The organism is Alcanivorax sp. (assembly GCF_002726155.1).
Taxonomy (GTDB): domain Bacteria; phylum Pseudomonadota; class Gammaproteobacteria; order Pseudomonadales; family Alcanivoracaceae; genus Alcanivorax.
This window is the reverse complement of sequence record NZ_PBSH01000004.1, coordinates 15,100-38,005: the sequence shown is the minus strand read 5'-3', so window position 1 is coordinate 38,005 and position 22,906 is coordinate 15,100. Positions and strand designations below refer to the sequence as shown.

At 59.5% G+C, this 22,906-nt stretch carries 20 protein-coding genes; 11 read left to right on the top strand and 9 right to left on the bottom strand.

The window, feature by feature from the left end:
• Positions 1-27: 27 nt before the first annotated feature.
• The 4 genes from CL546_RS00770 to CL546_RS00755 all read left to right on the top strand — a co-directional run bounded on the left by CL546_RS00770 (position 28) and on the right by CL546_RS00755 (position 4,633).
• The gene (locus CL546_RS00770; RefSeq protein WP_290492384.1) at positions 28-1,590 is read left to right on the top strand and encodes a glycerol-3-phosphate dehydrogenase/oxidase; all 1,563 of its coding nucleotides are present in this window, start codon (positions 28-30) and stop codon (positions 1,588-1,590) included.
• Positions 1,590-3,152, top strand: coding sequence for an FGGY-family carbohydrate kinase (locus CL546_RS00765; protein WP_290492503.1), 1,563 nt, complete (start codon positions 1,590-1,592; stop codon positions 3,150-3,152). The genes CL546_RS00770 and CL546_RS00765 overlap by 1 nt, the downstream gene beginning before the upstream one ends.
• A 115-nt stretch (positions 3,153-3,267) precedes the next feature.
• Entirely contained in the window at positions 3,268-4,194 is a 927-nt protein-coding gene (locus CL546_RS00760; RefSeq protein WP_290492383.1) for a hypothetical protein, read from the top strand.
• Positions 4,195-4,198: 4 nt separating this feature from the next.
• Positions 4,199-4,633 carry a MerR family transcriptional regulator gene (locus CL546_RS00755; RefSeq protein ID WP_290492382.1) on the top strand — a complete coding sequence of 145 codons (435 nt, stop codon included), beginning with the start codon at positions 4,199-4,201 and terminating at the stop codon, positions 4,631-4,633.
• Positions 4,634-4,729: 96 nt separating this feature from the next.
• Here the strand turns inward: CL546_RS00755 and CL546_RS00750 are convergent, their stop codons facing one another.
• On the bottom strand, positions 4,730-6,700 hold the full coding sequence (locus CL546_RS00750; RefSeq protein WP_290492381.1) for a cation:proton antiporter: 1,971 nt from the start codon (positions 6,698-6,700) through the stop codon (positions 4,730-4,732).
• 458 nt (positions 6,701-7,158) lie between these two features.
• Here CL546_RS00750 and CL546_RS00745 point away from each other — a divergent pair, with 458 nt between their 5' ends.
• On the top strand, positions 7,159-8,340 hold the full coding sequence (locus CL546_RS00745; RefSeq protein WP_290492380.1) for a multidrug effflux MFS transporter: 1,182 nt from the start codon (positions 7,159-7,161) through the stop codon (positions 8,338-8,340).
• On the opposite strand, the gene CL546_RS00740 is transcribed toward CL546_RS00745, so the two are convergent.
• Both CL546_RS00740 and CL546_RS00735 read right to left on the bottom strand, forming a co-directional pair.
• Positions 8,317-10,728 (bottom strand): ABC transporter permease, encoded by a 2,412-nt coding sequence (locus CL546_RS00740; protein ID WP_290492379.1) that lies wholly within the window; start codon positions 10,726-10,728, stop codon positions 8,317-8,319. The genes CL546_RS00745 and CL546_RS00740 overlap by 24 nt on opposite strands.
• Positions 10,721-11,398 carry an ABC transporter ATP-binding protein gene (locus tag CL546_RS00735; protein ID WP_039925953.1) on the bottom strand — a complete coding sequence of 226 codons (678 nt, stop codon included), beginning with the start codon at positions 11,396-11,398 and terminating at the stop codon, positions 10,721-10,723. The genes CL546_RS00740 and CL546_RS00735 overlap by 8 nt, the downstream gene beginning before the upstream one ends.
• Here CL546_RS00735 and CL546_RS00730 point away from each other — a divergent pair.
• Entirely contained in the window at positions 11,397-12,023 is a 627-nt protein-coding gene (locus CL546_RS00730; RefSeq protein WP_290492378.1) for an arylesterase, read from the top strand. The genes CL546_RS00735 and CL546_RS00730 overlap by 2 nt on opposite strands.
• 20 nt (positions 12,024-12,043) lie before the next feature.
• Entirely contained in the window at positions 12,044-12,658 is a 615-nt protein-coding gene (locus CL546_RS00725; protein WP_290492377.1) for a DUF924 family protein, read from the top strand.
• 28 nt (positions 12,659-12,686) lie between these two features.
• On the opposite strand, the gene CL546_RS00720 is transcribed toward CL546_RS00725, so the two are convergent.
• The 3 genes from CL546_RS00720 to CL546_RS00710 all read right to left on the bottom strand — a co-directional run bounded on the left by CL546_RS00720 (position 12,687) and on the right by CL546_RS00710 (position 16,725).
• A complete protein-coding gene (locus CL546_RS00720) occupies positions 12,687-13,160 on the bottom strand; it encodes a DUF4442 domain-containing protein (protein WP_290492376.1) in 474 nt (157 codons plus the stop codon).
• Positions 13,153-15,753, bottom strand: coding sequence for a DUF349 domain-containing protein (locus CL546_RS00715; RefSeq protein WP_290492375.1), 2,601 nt, complete (start codon positions 15,751-15,753; stop codon positions 13,153-13,155). The genes CL546_RS00720 and CL546_RS00715 overlap by 8 nt, the downstream gene beginning before the upstream one ends.
• A 63-nt stretch (positions 15,754-15,816) precedes the next feature.
• Entirely contained in the window at positions 15,817-16,725 is a 909-nt protein-coding gene (locus tag CL546_RS00710; RefSeq protein WP_290492374.1) for an acyltransferase, read from the bottom strand.
• 158 nt (positions 16,726-16,883) lie between these two features.
• Between CL546_RS00710 and CL546_RS00705 the strand changes: the two genes are divergently transcribed.
• Positions 16,884-17,984: a hypothetical protein gene (locus CL546_RS00705; protein WP_290492373.1), complete on the top strand. Its 1,101-nt coding sequence runs from the start codon at positions 16,884-16,886 to the stop codon at positions 17,982-17,984.
• 47 nt (positions 17,985-18,031) lie between these two features.
• On the opposite strand, the gene CL546_RS00700 is transcribed toward CL546_RS00705, so the two are convergent.
• The 3 genes from CL546_RS00700 to CL546_RS00690 form a co-directional block, all read right to left on the bottom strand.
• Complete coding sequence (locus CL546_RS00700; RefSeq protein ID WP_290492372.1) at positions 18,032-18,694, bottom strand: TIGR04211 family SH3 domain-containing protein; 663 nt, start codon at positions 18,692-18,694, stop codon at positions 18,032-18,034.
• 147 nt (positions 18,695-18,841) lie between these two features.
• Positions 18,842-19,141: a YciI family protein gene (locus CL546_RS00695; protein ID WP_290492371.1), complete on the bottom strand. Its 300-nt coding sequence runs from the start codon at positions 19,139-19,141 to the stop codon at positions 18,842-18,844.
• The gene (locus tag CL546_RS00690; protein ID WP_290492370.1) at positions 19,119-19,781 is read right to left on the bottom strand and encodes an inner membrane-spanning protein YciB; all 663 of its coding nucleotides are present in this window, start codon (positions 19,779-19,781) and stop codon (positions 19,119-19,121) included. The genes CL546_RS00695 and CL546_RS00690 overlap by 23 nt, the downstream gene beginning before the upstream one ends.
• 225 nt (positions 19,782-20,006) lie before the next feature.
• Between CL546_RS00690 and CL546_RS00685 the strand changes: the two genes are divergently transcribed.
• The 3 genes from CL546_RS00685 to CL546_RS00675 all read left to right on the top strand — a co-directional run bounded on the left by CL546_RS00685 (position 20,007) and on the right by CL546_RS00675 (position 22,899).
• Complete coding sequence (locus tag CL546_RS00685; RefSeq protein ID WP_290492369.1) at positions 20,007-20,843, top strand: PHP domain-containing protein; 837 nt, start codon at positions 20,007-20,009, stop codon at positions 20,841-20,843.
• Between the two features lie 77 nt (positions 20,844-20,920).
• Entirely contained in the window at positions 20,921-21,544 is a 624-nt protein-coding gene (locus CL546_RS00680) for an L-threonylcarbamoyladenylate synthase (protein ID WP_290492368.1), read from the top strand.
• A 140-nt stretch (positions 21,545-21,684) separates the two neighbouring features.
• Entirely contained in the window at positions 21,685-22,899 is a 1,215-nt protein-coding gene (locus tag CL546_RS00675; RefSeq protein ID WP_290492367.1) for a tryptophan--tRNA ligase, read from the top strand.
• Positions 22,900-22,906: the final 7 nt, after the last annotated feature.

Here is a 22,906-nt window from a genome sequence, read left to right as displayed (position 1 = left end):
TCGCTTACCACCAACAGGAAAATTTCTATGCTCGGCCAACGCCGCACGCTGACAGAACTGGCCGCACCCTCCACACAGGGAAAGCCGCAATGGGACCTGATCGTCATCGGTGGCGGAATCACGGGTGCCGGTGTGATGCTGGAAGCGGCTCGTCGCGGACAACGGGTGCTGCTATTGGAGCAAACCGATTTCGCCTGGGGGACCTCGAGTCGTTCCTCCAAAATGGTGCACGGCGGCTTGCGCTACATTGCCCAGGGCGATATTGCCCTGACACGCCATTCACTGCTGGAGCGTGAACGGTTGCTCAATGAGTTGCCGGGGCTGGTTGAGCGCGCTACCTACCTTTTCCCGTTGCGCAAGGGCGTATTCCCCGGGCGCTGGCCTATGAAGGCGGTGTTGTGGCTGTATGATTTCCTGGCCGGTATTCGCGATCATCGTTACCTCAACCGGACGCAATTGCTAGAGCGGGTGCCCGGGCTGCAGGATCAGGATCTCACCGGGGCCATGTGCTATACCGACGCGCTCACCGACGATTGCCGCCTGGTCATGCGTACGCTGTTGGAGGGCGCGCGTCATGGCGGTGTAGCACAAAATTACGCCCGTGTCGTTCAGGCTGAGCGGAGTGAAAAGGGGGAACAGGGCTTCTCTGTTACCGTGGAAGACCGGGTCAGTGGCGAACTGTCCACGCTCAAGGCGACTGCGGTGGTGAGTGCCACCGGCGCCTGGGCGGATCGTTTTTCCGGTACCGAGGCCAGGGTGCGACCATTGCGTGGCAGCCACCTGTTTATCGACCCGGCGGTATTACCGGTCAACGATTGCCTTACGGTGATGCATCCTGACGATGGCCGGCCGGTGTTTGTCTTTCCCTGGGAGGGGGTGACCTGTGTGGGCACCACGGACCTGGATCACCCCCAGGACATGGATATTGAGGCCTCAGCCAGTGACCGGGAGGTGGTCTATCTGCTCAAGCTCATCAATACCCAGTTCCCCGGCCGAAACGTAACCCGCGAACACATCTATTCGACCATCGCCGGCGTGCGCCCGGTTATCGCCTCAGGCAAGGGCGTGGATCCGTCCAAGGAGCGTCGGGATCATGCGGTTTGGGGTGAAAATGGCATTGTCACCGTCAGCGGCGGCAAGCTCACCACCTTTCGGTTGATTGCACTGGATGCGCTGCTGGCCACCGGTTTGATTGACGATAAAGAGCACCGTCGCAGCCAGAAAAGCAAAGCACGTGGTTTTGAGCCCATCGAGAATGCCCCCCAGGCGGTGGAGGCGTTTCTGCATGCGGATCAGACGAATTCAGCCTTTATTGCGTGGATTCTGGCCCATGAGTCGGTGGTGCATCTGGATGACCTGATGTTGCGTCGCACTCGCCTTGGGTTGGTCAAACCCGCTGCAGGGATCGCGGTACTGACCACCTTGCGTGCGCAAATCCAACAGGCCCTGGGCTGGGATAACACCCGTTGGGATAAGGAGCTGATCCGCTACCGGGAGATTCACCAACGCTACTATGGCGTGCCCACGCCTGTTGGCGACGTTGCTGAGCCGAACGTCTCGGCCGAGCCCCGGGAGAGGCAGGCAGGATGATGGATGAGCCGCTGGTACTGGCGCTGGATCAGGGCACGCAAAGCGTGCGTGCCATGCTATTCAATCGCAACGGCGAGCTGATCGCCCGTTACCAGCAGCATATCGAGCCTTATTTCTCCCACGAGCCGGGCCAGGCAGAACAACATGCCAGCTATTTCTGGGAACAACTTGGACTCGCTTGCCAGGGACTATGGGAGCAGCACGGCGCACTCAAACATCAGGTTAAAGCGGTGGCACTGACCACGCAGCGCGCTTCGGTGGTGTGTCTTGATGAACACAAGCAACCGATACGCCCGGCGATTATCTGGCTGGACCAGCGTCGCACGGATTCCATCCCCCGGCTGCCCTGGTGGCTGGCTGCCCCGGTGACGGTGATGGGGCAGGGGGAAACCCTGCGGCAGTTCCAGGCCAAGGCCGAGTGCAACTGGCTGGCAGTGGATGAGCCTGCGCTGTGGCAGAAAACCCGATACTTTTTGCTGCTGTCGGGCTACCTGACCTATCAGCTTACCGGGCAGCTGCGCGACTGTACCGCGTCGCAGGTGGGCTACATTCCGTTCGATTACAAAGGGCGCTGCTGGGCGCCGGCCCATGATCTTAAATGGCAAGCCTTGCGGGTTCGGCGTGAACAGTTGCCGGAGCTAGTGGTGCCTGGCAAACCACTGGGTACGATCACCGGGCAGGCCAGCCTCGCCACAGGCATCCCCGAAGGGTTGCCCCTGATTGCGTGCGGCGCGGACAAGGCCTGTGAAGTGCTGGGGGCAGGCGCGTTCACCCCGGAAATCGGAAACCTGAGTTACGGTACCACCGCCACGTTCAACACCTGTAACGCGCGTTACGTGGAGCCGATCACCTTTGTCCCGGCCTACGGTGCCGCCGTGCCCGATCGCTATAATTCCGAAATCATCGTTCAGCGCGGTTACTGGATGGTCAACTGGTTCAAACGCGAATTCGGGCAACAGGAAGTGCAGCAGGCAGAGACACTTGGCGTGGCACCGGAAACGCTCTTTGAAGCCTTGCTGGAAGAGTCTTCGCCGGGCGCCATGGGGTTAATGTTGCAGCCATTCTGGAATCCCGGTGTGCGCATTCCCGGTCCAGAGGCCAAGGGGGCCATTATCGGGTTTGGCGATGTACACACCCGCGCTCACATGTACCGGGCGATTATCGAAGGCATTGCCTATGCCCTTCGCGAGGGAAAAGAGCGGCTGGAAAAACGTAACCGCATCCCGGTCACCTCCCTGCGCGTATCCGGCGGTGGCTCGCAAAGTGATGCGATCATGCAGATCACCGCGAACATCTTCAATTTGCCTGCAGTGAGGCCCCACACCACAGAAACTTCCGGCCTGGGGGCTGCGATCAATGCGGCCGTCGCTTTGGGTCTGCACCCGGACTATCCCTCTGCGGTGGCCGCAATGACACGCCCGGGTGACACTTTCCTGCCAGAGGCGGCCCCGGCACGTCACTACGACGCCCTGTACCGGGACGTCTACCGCAAGCTGTATCCCCGCCTGGCACCTCTATACCGCTCCATTCGCCGTATTACCGGCTATCCGGCTCGGGTTTAATCACGCCCGAGCTGTCCTCTGTGGTAGGGTCTTCCCTCCATTGTCCTCACGGTTTGTGTCCATGTTCCGCTGGTGCTCAACGCTGTCTCTGCTTGCCGCTGTGTTGGTGCTGCCTATGGCTGCGCACAGCGACGATAACAGCAACACTCTGAGCCAATTACGGGCCGATCTCTCGCAGGGCCAACTGGGTGTGCTGCTACAGCGCCAGGATATCGTGCCGCTGCCTGCATCGACCATCAAACCCTGGATACAGGCGCAGCCCATCGACCGTTTTGCGATCACTGGCTTCAATGAAAACGACAGTCGTTTTGCGGCACGGGTACGGCTGCATTTTCCCGGCGGGGGAATCAGCTTTCTCCGCCTGGAAGGCACCCCGGCCAAGCCCTACACCTTGACCGACTGGTACGACTATAGCTCCGGGCTGCGGCTAACGGCGTTGCTGAAAGAAGGGCGCTGGTTGCAGAGTGAGGGCGGCAAGGCGTTTCTGGAGGCACTCGGCGAGTCGCCAAACGAGGCTCGGGTGGCCGATTTGGCTGAAGGGCGATCCGCAGCCTTGACCTTGTGGCTGACCCAGTGCCTGGGCAGGCCCTGTGAGCGCATTGCGGCCACCCATCAGCTTGAATCCGAACAGCCGATGATCTGGTTGTTGCGCCGGGCCATCGCCAGTGGCGACACCGATCAATATCGGCAACAGCATGATGCGTTGCTGGGCGCACTGGGCGATGATGCTTACCTGTGGTGGCTGGAAGGGCAGTATGCGCTGGAATTCCAACAGTGTGCCTGGCTGGCCTCGCCGTTGCGTGATGCCTGGCAGCGCCATGAGGATGAGCTGTTGCTGGCCGATGTGGCGCTGCAATGCACACTGAATCACACGCCGGAACAGACCACTTTTGGCACCGCGCTGACCCGGCAGCTGTCTGTCTCGACTATCATGGATTCTGTAACGGCGTTTTTTGCCGCCCATAGCCGACCGGTGCCGCAAAGCTGGCAGCTGTGGGGGCAGACCTATCTATCACCCATCCTGCCCGCTGATCAGGAGTAACAGCATGCGTGTATCGGAACTGGCAAAACAGGGGAATACCACCGCTGAAACCGTTCGCCATTACACGGATATTGGTTTGCTGTCACCGAGCCGTGACAGCCATAACGGATACCGCTATTACGGGGCAGAAGATTTACGTTTGTTGCGCTTTGCCCTGAAAGCACGCTCTCTGGGATTCACGCTAGGCGACATCCAGTCCCTGACCCAGGCATCCCGTGAAGGGGAAACGCCTTGTGGGCAGGTCCGCACCTTGATTGAAAACCGGTTAACGCAGGTAGAGGCCCGCATCGCCGAGCTGCAGGCGTTGAGCACGCGCATGCGTGAGGCGATGAATGAATGGCAGGGCGCGCCAGATTGTCGACTGGATGATGGCCGGGTATGCGGCCTGATTGATTCGTTTGTGGGTGATGAGGCAGAGCAACCGCGCACCACAGGCTGAGCTCTTGCAGTCTGCCGGGACGCGCCCGACTCCGTTGAGGAGAGCGCGCACGCCTGTCGCCGCTCATTTGGGGCGACAGGCGTGCTTGCGGAAGCGCTAAGCGCCTGGCGTTTTCTGAGAGCTTCCTGTCTCTTTGCCCACAGGGGCTGGCCCGGACTTGTCCTTGTTGGATTTGTCGTCAGCTTTTCCTTCTGCCTTGCTGTCCGCTTTGTTCTCCGCAGCGGTTTTCTCCGCGGCGGCTTCCGCACGGGCTTCGGCTTTCTTTTCTTCCTTGGCGGCGTCTTCCTTCACCAGCCCAAGAATATGCCAGCCGGCCTTGGGATCGGGCTGTACTTCTGCGGAGAACACATGAATGCGCTCGCGGGCATCAATAGCAAATAGTGGCCAGACCTGGCGTCCTGGTGCTTCATTGTAGGCTTGGAAACTGAACTCTTCAGTGAGGCGTGTTTTACGAATTTCCGCACCCTGGCTGAGCAAACTGGCCAGTCGGGCGTAGGTCATGTCCGGCGCAAACAGGGTGGCACCACGATGCTCCGGCGCCACTTCATGCTTCACCTCTTTTTCCGTCTTCTGGGTTGGCAGACTGAAAATGTTCTGCTCCCCGAATTCCAGCCGATAGCGCATGGTCGCCATGGTATTAAGTTCACGGCGGGGGCTGAGGCCAAGTAACTTGCCATAACCCACCAGATCCAGATATTGATCCGCATGCTGGGATACTGGGTTGCCATAGAATGTCCCCAGCCCCTCCATCCGGGCAGAGCGAATGGATTCCCAGCTGGAATCGGTGACGACCACCGGGTATTGGTTTTTCTGCAAGGCCGCGCCAATGGCTCGGGCCACCGGGTTAGCGCCGATGATCAGGAAGCCGCGTGCGGCAGGTTCCGCCACTTTCAGCAGGCGGGCTAGAGGTCGAGCCGTGAGGCTCTGCAACGCCACCGTGCCAATAATCACCATAAACGTGAGCGGCACCAGTTTTTCAGCCCCGGGCACACCGTTTTGCTGCAAACGTTCGGCGAACAGGGCGGAAATCGCCGCGGCAACAATGCCGCGCGGAGCAATCCAGGCGAGCAGGGACTTTTCTCGCCAGTTTAGCGATGAGCCCAATGTGGATACCCAAACCGACAGGGGGCGAGCCACGAACTGGATGATCGCCAATACCGCCAGAGCGGTGAGCCCAAGCTGACTCAGTTCACTCATTTCCAGCCGGGCTGCCAGCACGATAAAGAGGCCGGAAATCAGCATGACGGACAGGTTCTCCTTGAAGTGGAGAATGTCGTCGGTGCGCACGCCTTTACGGTTGGCGAGCACGATACCAGTGACGGTAACCGCAACTAGCCCGGATTCCTCACTCAAGCCGTTGGCCAGAACGAATTCACCGATGATCGATGACAGCACCAGAAAACTGCGCAGGTATTCGGGGATCAGGTGGCGACGTAGCAGCTCAGCAAGCCCGAACGCCACCACAGCACCAATTGCGGCGCCCACACCAATGGTCTGAATGAACAGCCAGAGTGTATGGAGCACCGCACCATCCTGACCGCTCGCCACCACCAGCTCGTAGGCCAGTACAGCGAAAATCGCCCCCAGCGGGTCGATCACGATCCCTTCCCAGCGCAACAGTCGCGCCACGCTGCTCACCGGTCGCACGCTGCGTAACAGGGGAACAATTACGGTAGGGCCGGTCACCACGACCAGGGCGCCGAACAGCAAAGCCAGGCCAAGCGGCAGCTTCAGCACCCACCAGGCGGAAACTGTCACGATACTCCAGGTCACCAGGGCGCCCCAGGTGACCAGCCGGCGCACCGTTTTTTCCAGCCCACGAATTTCATCGAAGCGCAGGGTCATCGCGCCTTCGAACAGGATAATGGATACCGCCAGTGAGACACCGGGAAGCAGCAAGTCGCCGAACAGCTCCTTGGGTTGCAGTACGTCAAAAAACGGGCCAAGGGCAAGGCCGGTAAGCAGCAACGGCAAAATGGCGGGGAGCTTGATTCTCCAGGATAGCCACTGGCAGGCGAACGCAACCACGGTGATGATGGCTAACTGGAAAGGGACGCTTAAATCCATGAAGTTCCTAGGTGATGAAACGAAATCCACATCTGACGAGCACTTATCCATGGGCCGGCGAGACGGGGCATTGACGATGCCAACAGGGCAGGCGCATATCGTTGCCGGCCATGCTGCCACGAGGTAGCCGCATTATGCATGATTGCCGGTGCCGGTAAACGTGTATTGCGGCACGGTGCATCGGGCCGGCTACCTGCTAAGCCGGGTAATAGTCACAGCCCACCCGCTGCGCCGCAACTCGTTTTTTCTGCTTTTTGTTCAAAGAAAATGAATCTGATTCATAAAACAACTGAAAGGGCGCACCCATTGCGGTACCATTCCGGGCGATTGCGCTCTTGGGGGAGGAACTCCAGGCATCGTGGAGCTGCTCTGGCGCGCCATCTACCCTGTGCATCATTCCCAATCCGGTCCCGCGAGGTGAGACAACCTGCACTCGCGGACCAGCACCAGGATCTTCCATGCAAAATCTGTCTCCCGGCCGTTTGGCATTGATGCTCGCCACGCTGGTGGCATTGGGGCCGCTGGCCATCGATACCTACCTTCCCGCCTTGTTGGCCATGTCCGGCCATTTCTCCGTTGAAATCCATGCGGTTGAAGTGTCGGTGAGCGTCTATGTGTTGGGGGTGGCGGCAGGGCAGTGGCTGGGCGGACCGCTGTCTGATCAGTTCGGACGCAAGCCGGTTGCCTATGTGGGCTTGACCCTGTTTATCCTCGGCTGTCTGAGCATCCCGCTGTCTTCGACTATCGACATGCTTTACATGCTGCGGTTTTTGCAGGCCCTGGGCGGGGGCGCCACGGTGGTAATCGCGGCGGCCTCGGTACGAGACCATTTTACCGGCAAGGAAGCGGCCAGGGTGATGACCACCATTGGCCTGGTGATGCTGGTGGCGCCCCTGGTAGCGCCGGCAGTCGGTGCACTGCTACTGAAGCTGTTTGGCTGGCAAAGCATTTTCTACATGCTGGCGATGTACGGGTTCATGGTGTTCGGTATTGTGCGTTTTCTGCTGCCCACCGTGGCGGTGAAACCGAGTACCGAACCGCTGCGCCAACGCATTTTTCTGGCCTATGGCCGGGTGCTGCGAAACCGTCAGGCCATGGGGTTTATTCTGGCCAACGCCCTGGCATTTGCCGCCATGTTCACCTTTATTACCGATGCGGCGTTTCTCTACATGGAATACTTCGGTATCAGCCCGGAACAATTTCCACTGTATTTCGGCGCCAACGTGGTGACCATGCTGGGCATGAACCGCTTGAACGTCTTGCTGCTGCGCCGGTATTCCAGTGCCGCGATCATGCAGGTGGCGCTGACGCTGCAGGTGATGGCCTGCGCGGCCATGCTGGCACTGACCCTCGCCGGGATGCTGACCCTGTGGCTGGTAGTCCCGCTGATCATGATCGCAGCGGGCATGGTGGCGCTGATCATGCCCAATGGCATCGCCAGCTTTCTCAACCTTTTTGATCGGGACAGCGGTGCCGCCACCGGCCTGAACGGGGCGTTGCAGTTCCTGCTGGCCGGGCTGATCGGGACCGTGTTGGGCATGCTCCACGACGGCAGCACGCTGCCCATGACCGGGTTGATGGCCGCCAGCAGTGTGGCGGCCTGGGTGGCATTTTCTCTATTGGCTCGCCGACAGGCCTGAGCCTTTTGGCATCAACGGTGGCGCCAACAGGGCGGCCACCGTGACCAGCCCGGCCACGGCCCACGGCAGTAACAGCCAGCCGCTCAATGGCAACTGACTGTCGAACAGGCGTGCCCCGAGCGGGATCAGCGCTGCCAGATGAATCAGGTTGGCCAGCAGTGCGGCCCCGCCGAACAGGTAGAACGCCTGCAATGCCGCGGTTTTGCGCAGCAAGGCACGGCGCCCGCCGATAACGATCAGCAAGCGGTTGTCCCGGCGCAGGGCGTCGGTCATGGCCAGCAGAGCGGCCATCAGCACCAGCAGGGCCGCCAGCAATAACAGGACGCCGACCACAAAGGCCGCACGGCTCGCCTGGGCGATAATGTCCTGCAGTGTGGCCAGGATGGCGTTCACGTCCAGCAGGCTGATTTGCGGAAATTGCTGCACCAGTTCGCCCAGCTCGCCCTGTTGATCTTCAGGAAGGAAAAAGCTGGTGATCCAGGTCCGACCCTGGCTCTCCAGGGTGTCGGGGGAGAAGATAAAATAAAAATTGGGAGCAAAGCTCTCCCAGTCCACCTCTCGCAATCCCACCACGGTGGCACTGATTGCCGGGCCAGCACCGGTGAAGGTAAGCGAGTCCCCAAGCTTGAGTCCCAGCGAGTCCGCCAGTTTGCTTTCCACGGTGACTTCCTGAGGGCCGCTGGCCCAGCGACCCTCGGTGAGGACGTTGCTGTCCGGCAGGGCATCCGCTTCAGTAAGAGACAGGTCCCGGTTCAGGGCACGCTCCGCTCGGTCTTCTTCCTTGGTAACGGCGCTGCGCACGGGTTCGTCGTTAATGGCGGTGAGTCGGGCCCGGACCACAGGATAGAGCGGTTGTGACTTGCTGTTGTGTGCGCCAAGCCAGTCTTTGAAAGCGTCCAGATCCTGATCAAAAAGATTGATCACAAAATAGTTGGGTGCCTGTTCCGGGAGTGTTGCCCGCCAGTCGCCCAGCAGCTCACGACCGGTTTGCACCGACAGGGAAAGCACCGTCAGGGAAATGATCAGCGCCGCCAACAGGGGCAAGGTGGTTGCCTTGCGGCGACTCAGGCGGCGCAGGGCCAGCCGGGCAGGCAGGCTCAGGCGCGTACTGAAACGATCCAGCAGCTGCACCAGTGGCCACAGAATCATCGGCAGCCCCAGGGAGACCGCCAGGGTGAGCAGCAATAATGGCCACAGCGCGGCCAGTGAGCCGGTCATGATTGCGGCCAGCGGAACAGGGGTCACAATGGCGATGAGCAAAACCCGCCGCCCCAGCCGGGTCGGCGCTTCACGCCCACTGAGCAGTGCCGTGGCGGGCAGCGACAGGCTGACCCACAGCGTGGGCGCGGCAAAGCCCAGCCAGAGCAGAATCGGCCCCACTAGCCCCCAGGTAATCGGTGCCAGGAAGAGCTGTTCCGCACCGAGCAACGCGGAGAGTTGCCAGCCCACCAACACCGCAAGCGCGACACCGGCAACAATCGGTAACACCAGCGCAAGCACATCACCACCCAGCAGTCGCCTGACGATTTGTTGCTGCCGGGCGCCCACGGTTTTCATCACGGCACATAATGTTTGCTGTTGCCGTGCACGATGGCTTGCGGTGAGGTAAATGGCGGCGGCGCACAGTAGCACGACCAGCATGACCGCCAATTGCGACCACAGGAACATTTGCTCCACCGGGCCACGGCTACGCAAGTCGGTGGTGGCGACGGTTTCGATGGACTGGTCCGGACGCAGGGTGGCGCCAAGCAGTTCATCCAGTTGGCTGCGCTGCTCTGCATTCGCGGCGACCTTAAGGTGGTGCCGATAGCGGCTCCCCGGGCCGAGGACGCCGGTGCTTTCCAGGTCTGAGAGATGGATAAGGGCTCGGGGATTCATGCTGTAGAAGCCTGCCTGCTGGTCCGGCTCCTGAACCAGCACCTTGTCGATCAGCAAGCTGCGCTCCCCGAGCGTGATGAACTCGCCGGTTTTCAGGCCCAGCCGATCCAGCGCCTGACCGGCCAGCCAGACCGTTCCCGATGCGGGGCCATGGTCCACGGTGTAAGGGTTGCTGAAACGCGAGTCGCTCACCGATAGCTCACCATAAAGCGGGTAGCCGCCGGACAGCGCACGAATGCTGGCGAGCAAAAACTGGTCTTCATTGATCAGCACGCTGGCAAAGCTGACTGCCTCGGCATGGTGTAAATCGGCAACGGCCTGTTGTTGAGCGGCTTCCGGGAAGCGGGTGCCTTCCAGAATCCAGTCCGCCCCCAGTGCCACGGCGGTGCGTTGATTAAATCGCTGGTCCACGCTGTCACGCAGAATCAGCATGGCCGTCATGGCAAAGGCAGCCACCAGCAAGGCCAGGGCCTGAACCCGAAACGCGGGCGATCGCCAGGGTTTAAACACTGAGACGGCCCTCCGTCAGGGAAACGGAGCGCTGGCAGCGACCGGCCAGTTGAGGGTCATGGGTGACCAGCACCAGCGCGGTTTTTTGCTCCGCGTTCAGCGAGAACAGCAGATCGGCTACGTGTTCACCGTTAGCGAAATCCAGGCTGCCGGTGGGTTCATCGGCAAACAGCAGGGCGGGTGACACCACAAAGGCTCGCGCAAGGGCAACGCGCTGCTGCTCGCCGCCGGAAAGCTGTGCCGGGAAGTGGTGCTGTCGGCGCCCCAGGCCCACCTGTTCCAGCCAGTGCATGGCCTGCTCCCGGCGCTTCTCCCGGTTGAGAATTTCCAGCGGCAGCATGACATTTTCCAAGGCGGTGAGATCGTTGATCAGCTGGAAGTGCTGAAACACAAAGCCGCACTGTTCGCCGCGCAACCGCGCCCGTTCATCTTCATTGGCCTGGCTGAACGAAGCCCCATTCAGCTTCACGTCGCCGGCGGTGGGCACATCAAGACCGGCCAGCAGCGACAACAAGGTGGATTTGCCGGAACCGGAGGGGCCGGTAATGGCCAGGCTGTCACCGGCATTCACTTCAAGCGTGATATCCTGCAGCAAATCGAGCCCACCCTCCGGGCCTTGAACGCGCTTACTGACATTGTGGGCAAGCAAAACGGGAGACGCTGTATTCATGGCAAGATATCTTCTACTGGTTCAATTGTTGTGCCTGACGGTATCGGTTCACGCCAGCGGTGTGCTGATACTGGGCGATAGTATCAGTGCTGCCTATGGCATTGAAAAGTCAGCCGGCTGGGTTGCACTTATGGACCAGCAGTTGCAAGAAAGGTGCCCGGGTTATCCCGTCATCAATGCATCGGTTAGCGGTGAAACCACCGCTGGCGGCAAATCACGTTTGCCGGCGCTGTTGTCACGTCATCAGCCGGAGTTGGTGGTCATCGAGCTGGGTGGCAACGATGGTTTGCGCGGCCTGTCGCCCATGGCCATGGCGAGCAACCTGGAACAAATGATCATGCTGTCACGGGAAGCGGGGGCCACCGCAGTGCTGTTGGGCATGCGCATTCCGCCCAATTACGGTCAGCAATACACGGTCTTGTTTGAGCAACAATTTCGTGACGTTGCGCAATCCACATCCGTCTCCTGGGTGCCTTTTTTTCTTGATGGCGTGATTGAGCAAGGCTGGGTGCAGGGTGACGGGATTCACCCCACCATTGATGCCCAGCCGCTGTTACTGGATACCGCCTTGTCAGTGATAGAGCCGCAACTGCCGGAGCGCTGTGAGGCCAAGGGCGGTCAGTAAATAAAACCGAGTGAGAGTCGATGTTTGATTTAGGCCCATCGTGGCAGGAAATACTGGATTACTGGTTTAAGGATGGCATGGCGCTGGGCTGGCCATCGGGCAATATGGCCAAACGGTGGTTTGCAGCTACGGCTGGAGACGACGCGGACATCGAGCATCGCTTTGGCGTGCTGGTGGATGCGGCACTGCAACAGGAGCTGGTGGACTGGGAGAGAAACCCCCAGGGGCGACTGGCGTTGATTCTGTTGCTGGACCAGTTCACTCGCAACATCTACCGCGGCCAGGCCAAGGCTTTCCGTGGCGATCACCGAGCGGCTACGCTCGCCATCGAAGGGGTGTCACGGCAGATGCACAGCAAGCTGCCGCTATGCGGGCAGGTTTTCTTTGTGATGCCGTTAATGCATGCCGAAGACGAGGATTTGCAGCAGCAATGTCTGTCTGCACTGGAAGTGATCAAAGCCGAGGCTCCGGACGCATTAGCCGGCCATGTGGACAGTTCGCTGAAATCGGCGCGGGAGCACCAGCAGATCATTCAGCAATTTGGCCGCTTCCCTCATCGCAATCGCGCACTGGGTCGGGACAGCACCGCGCAAGAGCTTCGTTTCCTGGAAAACAGTTCCGGGTTCGGGCAGTAATGAAGCCAGTTTTGCGGTTGAGAAGGGGCTACGTGGGCTTTCGGCGAATGTAGAGCGTCTTGTTGACCACCGCAACGCGGTTGCCATCAGCATCCACGATTTCGACTGGCCAGCACGGCAGGTATTTTTCACCCCCATCGGTGTTCGCACGGATATCGTCGATCATGGCATCGGTGAGCTGAAAATGGGCGAAGACCCGGCCTTTGCCGGGTCGGACAAACTCGATATCCGCCGCCTTGTCCCACACCACGTAGTCGCGACCAAGCACGGTCATCACCATCAGCATGTAGAACGGGTCCACCATGGAGTAGAGGCTGCCACCGAAATGGGTGCCTACATAGTTTCGGTTGTACCAATGCAGTCCCATGGAGACATTCAGTTCGCGGAAGTCTGCTGCCAGATAGTCCACCCGAACACCGGCGCCCAGATAGGGCCCGTACAGGTTCAGAAACCATTGCAGACCTTTCGGCGAGCGCGTAAAGCGCGAGAGCATATTACGCATTGCCGGGCTCTAGAACCGCGATGGCGCTGTCCAGTCGCGCCTTGACCGCGGCGGACACGGGGGTTGGGTGCTGTTTGAGAAGCCGCTGCATTTCTTCACGGGCATCAAACTGCTGCTGCTTCATGGCGCTGGGGAGTTGCTCCAGCTGCCATTGCAAGCGGCGTTGGCGCTCCGGTTCCGGGCTGGGCACGCCGGCGAGGGCTTCAAAGGCCACAGCCAGGGTCAGGGCGGCGTCAGCAGTTGTGTCACTGTCGGATTCGTCAGGCGATCCGGTGCTTTCCGGCAGGGCTGCAACGGCGTCACGCAGCTGCTGCCACTGCTGCCAACGGCCGAGTTGTTGGAGCCGCTCGCTGGCGCGCCGCTTCAGCTGCTGCGCTTTGCGAACCAGCGGCTGGGGCTGATTGCCATCCAGGTGTTCGTCCACGCTAGCGGCTGCATTGCGCAGGTTGTTGGCCGTGTCGTCGCTGAATGGCTGCGCCAGAGACTCCTCCAGTGCTTCAATGTGTGCTGTTAGCTGTTGGCTGGCCTCCGCCTGCTGCTCGCGGCGGGCAGCGATATCCCGATTGCGGGCATCGAACAGCGCATCCATGGTTTTGCGGAACGGTTTCTGAAGCGCACGGTGCTGACCCGGTGGCAGCCAGGCGGATTGCCTCCAGCGTTTCTGGATCGCCTGCGCTTCACGCGTGGCCTGCTGGGCATCGTCCAGTTCCGTTAGGGCGCGGGCCTGGTCCAGCAATTGCTGGCGCTCGCTTTCGGCTTTTTCAATATAGGTATTCAATTGTTCGTCGAGCCGGGTGAGCAGGGATGAAAACTGTTTCTGGACATCCCGCCCATCGGTGAACCGGATCGGGTGCAGGGCTTTCCAGTCTTTCGGGGCCTGTTGACGAATCTGCCAGACACCGTGCCAGTCAGCCGTTTCCCAGTTTTGCGCGGCGATAAAGCCTTCCAGTTGCTGGCACAGCGCCCGGCGCTTTTCCAGGTTGCGGGCCTTGATGGCGTCCAGTTCGGCAAAGTGTGCATGGCAAGGCTCATAGGCCTGGTCGGAGGCCTCTTTGAAGCGTGCCCACAAAGCCTGATCCTCGCCCTGGTCCGAACTCATCAGGGCACGCCATTCGTCATGGAGAGCCTGGATGGCAGTGGCCAATTCCGGGGCGTCCATGCTGGTGTCCTTAAGCGCCTCCATGCTTTCGCACAACGCTACTTTTTTGGGCTCCGCGGCAAAACGGTGCCAGTCCTGCAGTTCAGCGCGGCGCGGCGCAAGTTTGGACAGTTCAGCGTCGAGGAGGGCGTCACCGTCGCTCTCGATGATGGATTGGGCCTTGTGCCAAAGGCGATTGGCATGGCGAAGATTGCCTTGGCGAAGCTCCCGCTTCAGGGCAACCAGTAGCCCCCGATGGGGTTGGGCAGGTTGTGATGGCCGGGTTTCTTTTGTTGTGTTTGCATCAGCGGCTTCGGTCTTTTGGCTGCGTAGCGCCACTAACGCTGAGGGTGGCTGATATTCGTCTGGCCAACGCTCGGCCAGCTCGGCTAGTGCGTCCGGTGATTCTGCCGCATTGATATCGGCCGCCAGGGCCAGCAGCTGCTCAAACGCTGTTGCCAGGTCGCTGAAAGCCTGTCGGTCTTCATCGAAGGCCTGCGACTGCTCATCGGCGCTGTCCCAGCGGCGGCGTTGGGTGGCCAGGGCGGAGCGCATTTCGCCCAGCTGATGGTCCCAGGTTTCCGGTGTCGCCTGACTCAAGAGCTGATACAAACTGTGCGCGGCCGCTTCCCGCTCGGCTTTTGCGGTTTCTGCCAGAGCTTGTTGGCGAGTCTGTTCCTGCAATTCGGCGAGCTGATTACGGCACTGGTGAAGTGCTTGCTGCACACGGGAGGCCAGATCCGGTGTTGCCTGGCGTGTCAGTTGCTGCCACTGCTGCTCCAGCTGTTCCAGCTGCGGCCCGTACAGAGCATCCACGCGGCGGCGCGCGTGTTGTTCGAGGCGGTCCGCGAGATGATAGACCTTGGCGGTTTCCTGTTCATTCTGTTGCTGCTGTTGCTGTAGTGCTCGGGCCTGGTCACGTGCCAGGCGGGTGACGCGCTTGTCGCGGCCCTCCTTTCCCAGGCGCTTCAGCAGGGAAAGGGAGGCGATATTCTGTACCGAGGCGACACGCAGCGCTTCAGTGGGGGCATCCAGTGCCAGCTGATAAAGCACGCCCTCATCCTTGAGACGCTCAATGGCGGCCATGCGGCTGTGCATATCCGGGCTGTGGCTGGCCACATGAGCAAGTACGTTTTCGTTACCCGTGAGTCGAATCAGGCGCAAGCGGGTGTCGCTATTGGGGGCGTCATCGGTGGTGCCGGCGAGGAGGGCCATGATGCGCATGGAGGCGGCTTCGCGAACGGAAGGCGCTTCATCACGCTGGTGTACTTCGTCCAGCGCAGCAAAATCCGTGAGGCGGCCAGTGGCAGCTGCACGGACCAACGCGCTGGCATCCCCCCGCGCCAGCTGATTCAGCAGGGTCGCGTCCTCGCAGAGATCCAGTTGCTCAACGGCTTTGAGGCGAATATCGGGGTTGGCGTGTTGCCAGCGGGGTTTCAGAAATCGGCCAAACATAACAAGTCTCAAAAATGCGCAAATGCCCGACGCTTGAGGCACGACGCCATGATGATGCTTATGTCAGGCGTCCGGCGTCAGGCGTCCGGCGTTCTTTTTGTCGAGTAATGCGTCCTTGTCTTCCCAGAGTTCGCCAATCCATTGCTGAAAACGGGCGCGGAATTCCGCGTCATCTTCGTAGTTGCCCTCTGAGGCCCAGGCCGGAATAACACGCTGCTGCACAACGATTTCCACCTCGTCCATGGCACCACCAAGAAAGGCCATCAGCGAGCGAGGTGTGCCCGGGGGATAGATAATGGTCACATCAAGCAGATTTCGCAAATGCCCGGACATGGCATTCAGGGTAAAGGCGGCACCACCTGCCTTGGGTTTCAACAAATGTTTATACGGTGAGCCTTGTTTGGCGTGCTTTTGCGCGTCAAAGCGGGTGCCTTCAAAGAAATTCATCACCGAGGTCGGAAAGTAGGCAAACTTCTCGCAGGCTTTGCGGGTGGTTTCCAGATCCTTGCCTTTCAGTGAAGGCGTTTTTTCCAGCTCAGCCTTGGTGTAGCGCTTCATGAAGGGAAAATCCAGTGCCCACCAGGCGAGTCCAAGCAAAGGAACCTTGATCAATTCCTGTTTCAGGAAAAACTTGAGGAAGGGAATGCGGCGATTGGAGATACGTTGCAAGACCAGAATGTCAGCCCAGGACTGGTGGTTGCAGGTCACCAGATACCATTGGTCTTTGCTCAATGTGTCCATGCCGCTGATGCGCCATTTGATCTGGCTGGTCAGCGCGATGATGGCGTTGTTATTGCCAATCCAGGTTTCCGCAATGACAACCAGGATTCGGGACAGAACGACTTGCGCCTTCTCAAATCGAAGCACCAGCCGCAGCAGGGCGAAGGCGTAAAGTGGCAGACAAAGGAGCAGGGTGTTGATCAGCATGCCTAGCAGGGCGAGGGCGCCCCGGATCTTGTGCCAAATGGTCATAGCGCGATTCGTTCAGTCAACGTAAACGGGCATGCTACCCAAAGGTAAACGCCTTGTCCCGTGTCCGTTTCGGTCAGATTGCCGTTTATCATTGCAGGATTCCGCAAATGATTTCATGTCGCTATGCTGCTGGTATGCGCACTGTGGAACGATGTTTGTTGGGCTTATTACTTGTGTGTTCGGTATCCGGACTGCTGCTGCCGGCTTACGCCCGGAGTGCTCCGCAAACGCCCAGTGAAAGTGACCGGGCGCTAAATGCGACGGCTTCTGGTGAGCAAGCGTCGATCGCCACGGATAACTCCCCCGACGCAGATCTGGAAGGGCCGCCCAGGCCGTTTCATCCCAACCCCTGCGGGCATCTTTCCGGTGAGGCCGGGTGGGTCGACAGGACCCATGATTGGATGTCCCGGACCGTGTGTGGCCCTACCCGGTGGGTCGATGGTTTCTTTATCGGCCCTAATGAAATTGATACAGAACAACCCGGCACCCAGCTGCGCATTATTGGCGCCAGCCGTTGGCAGGATAACGATGACGATGGCAGCGAGGTAAAGGTACGCGCCAGGGTCGAACTGCCTAACGCCCAGGAACGGCTGAGCCTGCTTTTTCAGAATGACGATGATGTCGATGATGAGCTGCGTAATGATCTGGATAGTCGCCCGGAAGAGGTGGGCAATGATTCCGGTGGTTTCCGCACTGCCTTGCGCTGGGTGACCAAAATGCCGGACCGCATGAATCTGGATCTGGATGCCGGGCTGCGCTCTGAGTTCACGACCTTTTTACGTGCCCGCTATCGCTGGTATACGCCCTTGCCGGGAGGGAAAACCTACTTCAGGTTTACCCAGAAAGGTTACTGGGAGGACCCGGAAGGGTTTGGGATTAACTCCCTATTCGAGCTGGATCGCCCGCTGACGCAGTTGTCGACCGTTCGTTTCAGTAGCGAATACGAATTGACTGAAGAGAATAACGCGCTGAACCGGGACTGGTATTTCAATCAGACGGTCAGTCTCTACACCCGGCTGGGCAAGCAATCGGGCATCGGTTATTCGGTGGGCTTTGACGGTTTTACGGATCCCGTCGCTGCCATCGAAACCTGGCGCACCAGTGTGCGTTTTCGGCGCAGCGTCTGGCGTCCCTGGTTTTTTTATGAAATCGAACCCTATGTGTTCTGGCCCCGCTCGCTGGGCTACGAGGGCATCACCGGGATTGTGCTCAGGCTGGAGGTTCAGGCAGGTTTGCCCGTGTGGGAATATCCAGAATAGGGAGAAGAGCAGGGAGGTGCGGCCCGGGCTGCCCGGGCCGCATTGAACTAGTTGGCCCAGCCGCCTCGCTGGCGACGGCCGGAACGGGAGCGCATCAATACGCCGGCAATCAAGCCGATAACCAAAATGCCGACACCGGTGATCCATTGCTGGGAGGTATTATTGTTGCGCAGCATCACGTTCTCGCCTTTGACTTGATCCAGCTCGGAACGCAGCAGGCTCAACTCTTCATTGAGGCGACGGTTGGCCTGGTCCAGGCGTATAGGGTCAGAGGCGACCTCCTGAAGCTGCTCCAGCTCATTGCTGCGTGAGCTGAGGGAGTTTTTCAGCTCACTGGATTGCTCGGACAAAGCATCACGCTCACCCTTGATTTCGGCGAGCTGGGTGCGCAGCTTGGCCACTTCCGCCTTGGCCTTTTCGCTGGCCTGGGTGGCGCGCTCCAGGCGAATCTCTGCGGTAGGGCTTTGGCTCAGGTACTGCTTGCCAATATAGCCTTCGGTATCGCCATAGCGAATCTTCGCCCAGTCACCCTCGAAACCGAGAAATTCAATGCGGGTGCCACTTTTAATCCCGCGGTGCAGGATGCGGCCGCTGGGATTGGCGGCGGCACGAATCGGCACATAAATACTGTCATCTACCCATGCCGCAGCAGCGAGGGCGGTGCTGGATGCACTCAGCAATGCCAGTACACAGAATAATCTAGCGAGCATCAGTTACTCCTTGAAGTCAGGCCGCGCAGTCTAAAGAAGTCATACCGGTAGGGGCGCTACCATAGTCACATTTCGCCGCGTGAGCCGTGGTGTCTTTGTAAAAAATGGCAAATTGCCATGATCGCCGCCTGCCATGGCCGGCTACTTTCAGGGCAGCACGCGCTTGAACGGTTTCACCGTGACATTGGCGTACACGCCGGCATCAATATATGGATCCGCATCTGCCCAGGCCTGGGCGTCACCCAGGGATTGGAATTCGGCAATGACCAGTGAACCGGTAAAGCCGGCAGGGCCGGGGTCGTCGCTATCGATCGCGGGATGTGGGCCAGCCAGTTGCAGGCGCCCTTGGTCACGAAGGGCTTCCAGGCGCGCCAAGTGCGCGGGGCGAGCCTGTTTGCGTAACGGCAAGGAGTCAGGGACATCTTCACTGATGATCGCGTACAGCATGGGCATCCTTTTTTTCGTTGTCGGTGGGGGGCTTTTCAGTGCTGGCCTCAGCGCTGTCCTGTTTCATGATGCGTTTGCGATCTTCTTCAGGCATTTTCTTAAAAACATACGCGAAAACACTGATATAAAAGACCATTTGCAGAGCGGTAAAGCCGAATAGCTTAAAGTTTACCCAGAAATCAGTGCTGAAATTGAACGCAATGTAGAGGTTGAGCGCGCCGATAAAGGCAAAGTAGAGCACGAATGCGATATTCAGCAGCGCCCAGTCCCGACGCGACAGCGCCACCACAAACCCGAAGCCGGAAACCATCAGTGATTCGCACAGCCGTTGCAGCAGGTTGCGTTCGCGTAGAAAGTGGCCAAGCAGCAAAATGCCACCCAGGGTGAAGCTGATAATGGAAGGGCGCCACTTGATAAAGACATCGTTCTGGAAAAACAGGGTCATGGAGCCGAAGATCAGGGTGATCACAAAGACGATCAGGTGCATTTTTTGCACCTTGCGCCAAATTAGCCAGCCGAGTGTGACCTGGGCAGTAGTGGCAATCAGGATGCCCCAGGTGGCCAGCATGATGTCTCGGCCGCCAAGAAAGTAGAGGCCAAAAAATACAATTACCGGAAGGTAATCAAACAGTTGCTTCATTTGCAGCGCCTTATTTTGTGCCGGTCCAGTAGCCTGAAAAGGGTGCGGGAGCCGCACGGCCGACCATCCGCAGGGCAACGATGGTAACGGCAACAGGCGGGCAATTCACCCTGCCACCCTGCATTATTTTTTGCTTCATTGTGGTAGCGTAATCGACCCGTTTTCCACGAGACGGTTCCTGCGATGCCGCTGTTGCTTGCGAAATAACCTGATAACCACCTTTATATGACCGTGTGTTTTGACCTGCATTGCCACAGCCTGGCCTCTGATGGCGCCTTGTCGCCTACTGATTTGGTGGCGCGGGCGGCGGATTATGGCGTCACCCATCTGGCCTTGACCGACCACGACACCCTGCGCGGCCTGGATGAGGCCCGCCAGGCCGCGCAAGCGCACGGGATGACCCTGATTAACGGGATCGAGCTGTCGGTTCGGCACGAAAACCGTGAATTCCACGTCCTGGGGCTATGGGTAGATGTGGCAGACCCGGTCTTGCAAGCCCGAGTCAGTGCCCAGAATGACGCCCGCATCAACCGCGCCAAGGAGATCGGTCGACGACTGGATCGGGCTGCCGGCTTGGCACACAGCTACGAGCGAGCCTGTGAGTTGGCGGATAACGATGCGCCGGGCCGCCCCTGGTTTGCCAAACTGCTGGAAGAAGCAGGTCGGGTCCGCAACCACCGGCATGCCTTCAATCGTTTCCTTAAACAGGGTCAGTCGGCCTTTGTCGCCACGCCCTGGTGCACCCTTGAGGAAGGCATTGCCGCGATCCATGCCGCCGGCGGCACCGCGGTGCTGGCGCACCCCCATGCCTACAACATGACGCGCAAGCGCTTGCGGCACTTCCTGGGGCAGTTCAAGGCGGCAGGCGGAGATGGCCTGGAGGTGGCCATGCCTGGACTGACGCCCCATCAGCAGGCGCTACTGGACGAATGCTGGCAGCATTTCGACTTGAAAGTGTCAGCCGGGTCCGATTTTCATTCCCCGGAACAGCGGTGGCTGGCACTGGGCCGGCTGCCGCCGGTGCCAGCCGGCGCCACGCCCGTGTGGGAAGGGCGCTACTGAAAGAGGCGCCCCTGATATCGGGTTTTATACGTAAAGCGGCTTGCGCCGTTCCTTTGCGAAGCTCAGAATTGCCAGCCATGACTGAAACGCTATACATACACCCGGAAACCCCGCAGCCACGGCTGATTCGTCAAGCTGTGGAAGTGATACGTGGCGGCGGGCTGATTGCTTACCCTACAGACACCACTTATGCGCTGGGATGCGGCATTGGTGAAAAAAATGCCCTGGATCGACTGATCCGCCTGCGCCAGCTGGACAAGAAGCATGAGTTCACGCTGCTGTGCCACGATCTGTCCGCCCTGGCGGTGTATGCCAAGGTCGATAATCCGGATTATCGCTTGCTAAAGGCCCACACCCCTGGGGCCTACACCTTCATTCTGCAGGGCACCACGGAAGTGCCGCGCCGATTGATGCACCCGAAAAAGCGCACTATTGGCATTCGCGTCCCTGACCATGCCATCTGTCAGGCACTGCTGGCCGAGCACGGCGAGCCGATAATGACGTCGACTTGCCACCTGCCCAACGATGAGTTCCCGCTCACCGACCCCCAGGACGTACGTGATTTTCTGGAAAACCACGTGGATTTGGTCATTGATGGCGGCTTTTGCGGCACCACCGAAACCACCGTAATCTCATTGTCTGAAGGTGAGGGACCGGTGGTGGTGCGCGAAGGGGCAGGCCCAATCGACGCCATCTATTAGCCAAATTGCAGGGATTTGCTCAGGGTTTGATCAGACACTGACAAGTCGCTGTCCCTCACGGCGCGGTTCACCGTATAATCGCGGGCTTTCCCCGCAGCATTCCCCAAGGAATGCCACCTATAGGGTATAAGGAGTTGGCTTTGAGTTCCGTGGTTCCCTCCCAGCGAGTTGTTTCCGGCATGCGCGCCACCGGCCGCCTGCATCTGGGGCATTACCATGGCGTGCTGAAAAACTGGGCGCGTCTGCAGCATGAGTTTGAGTGTTTCTTCTTTGTCGCAGACTGGCACGGACTCACCACCGAATACGAAAACCCGCACAAGATCGAGCAGCATGTCTGGGACCTGGTGATCGACTGGCTGGCCGCCGGTGTGAATCCGGGGTCTGCCACGCTGTTTATCCAGAGCCAGGTACCGGAGCACGCGGAGCTGCATCTGCTGCTGTCGATGATGACACCACTGTCTTGGCTTGAACGGGTGCCGACCTACAAGGATCAGCAGGAAAAGCTGCGCGAGAAAGACCTGAGCACCTATGGCTTTCTCGGTTATCCGCTGCTTCAGTCTGCTGATATTCTCGCCTACCGCGCAGGCCAGGTGCCGGTGGGGGCGGATCAGGTTGCCCATGTGGAGCTGACCCGGGAAGTGGCGCGTCGCTTCAATCATCTCTATGGCCGTGAACCGGGCTTTGAAGAAGCCGTGGATGCTGCCATCAAGAAGATGGGCAAGAAACAGTCCAAGATTTACCTGAACCACCGTCGCCAGTATCAGGAAAAAGGCGATGAAGCCGCACTGGAAACGGCGCGCGCACTGGTGGACGGGCAACAGAACATCACCCTGGGTGACAAGGAGCGCCTGCTGGGCGATCTGGAAGGCGGCGGTAAGGTGATCCTTGCCGAGCCCCAGTCATTGCTTACCCAGGCGTCCAAGATGCCGGGGCTGGACGGTCAAAAAATGTCCAAATCCTACGGCAACTTTATCAGCATGCGTGAAGAGCCTGCGGATGTGGACAACAAGATTCGCCGCATGCCAACAGATCCGGCTCGGGTGCGCCGCACCGACGCTGGCAACCCGGATAACTGCCCGGTATGGCAGTTTCACATGGTGTATTCTGACGAGACTACCCGGCAGTGGGTGCGTGAAGGCTGCACTAGTGCCGGGATCGGCTGCCTGGATTGCAAGAAGCCGATCATCGAAGCGGTTCAGGAAGAGCTGGAGCCCATTCGCAAACGTGCGGAAGAACACCTGCGCAACCCGGACCTGGTTCGCACCATTGTGGCTGAAGGGTGCGAGGAAGCACGCGAAGCCGCCCGCGCCACACTGGAAGAAGTGCGCGCAGCCATGGGCCTGAATTACCGCTAGGCGGAGC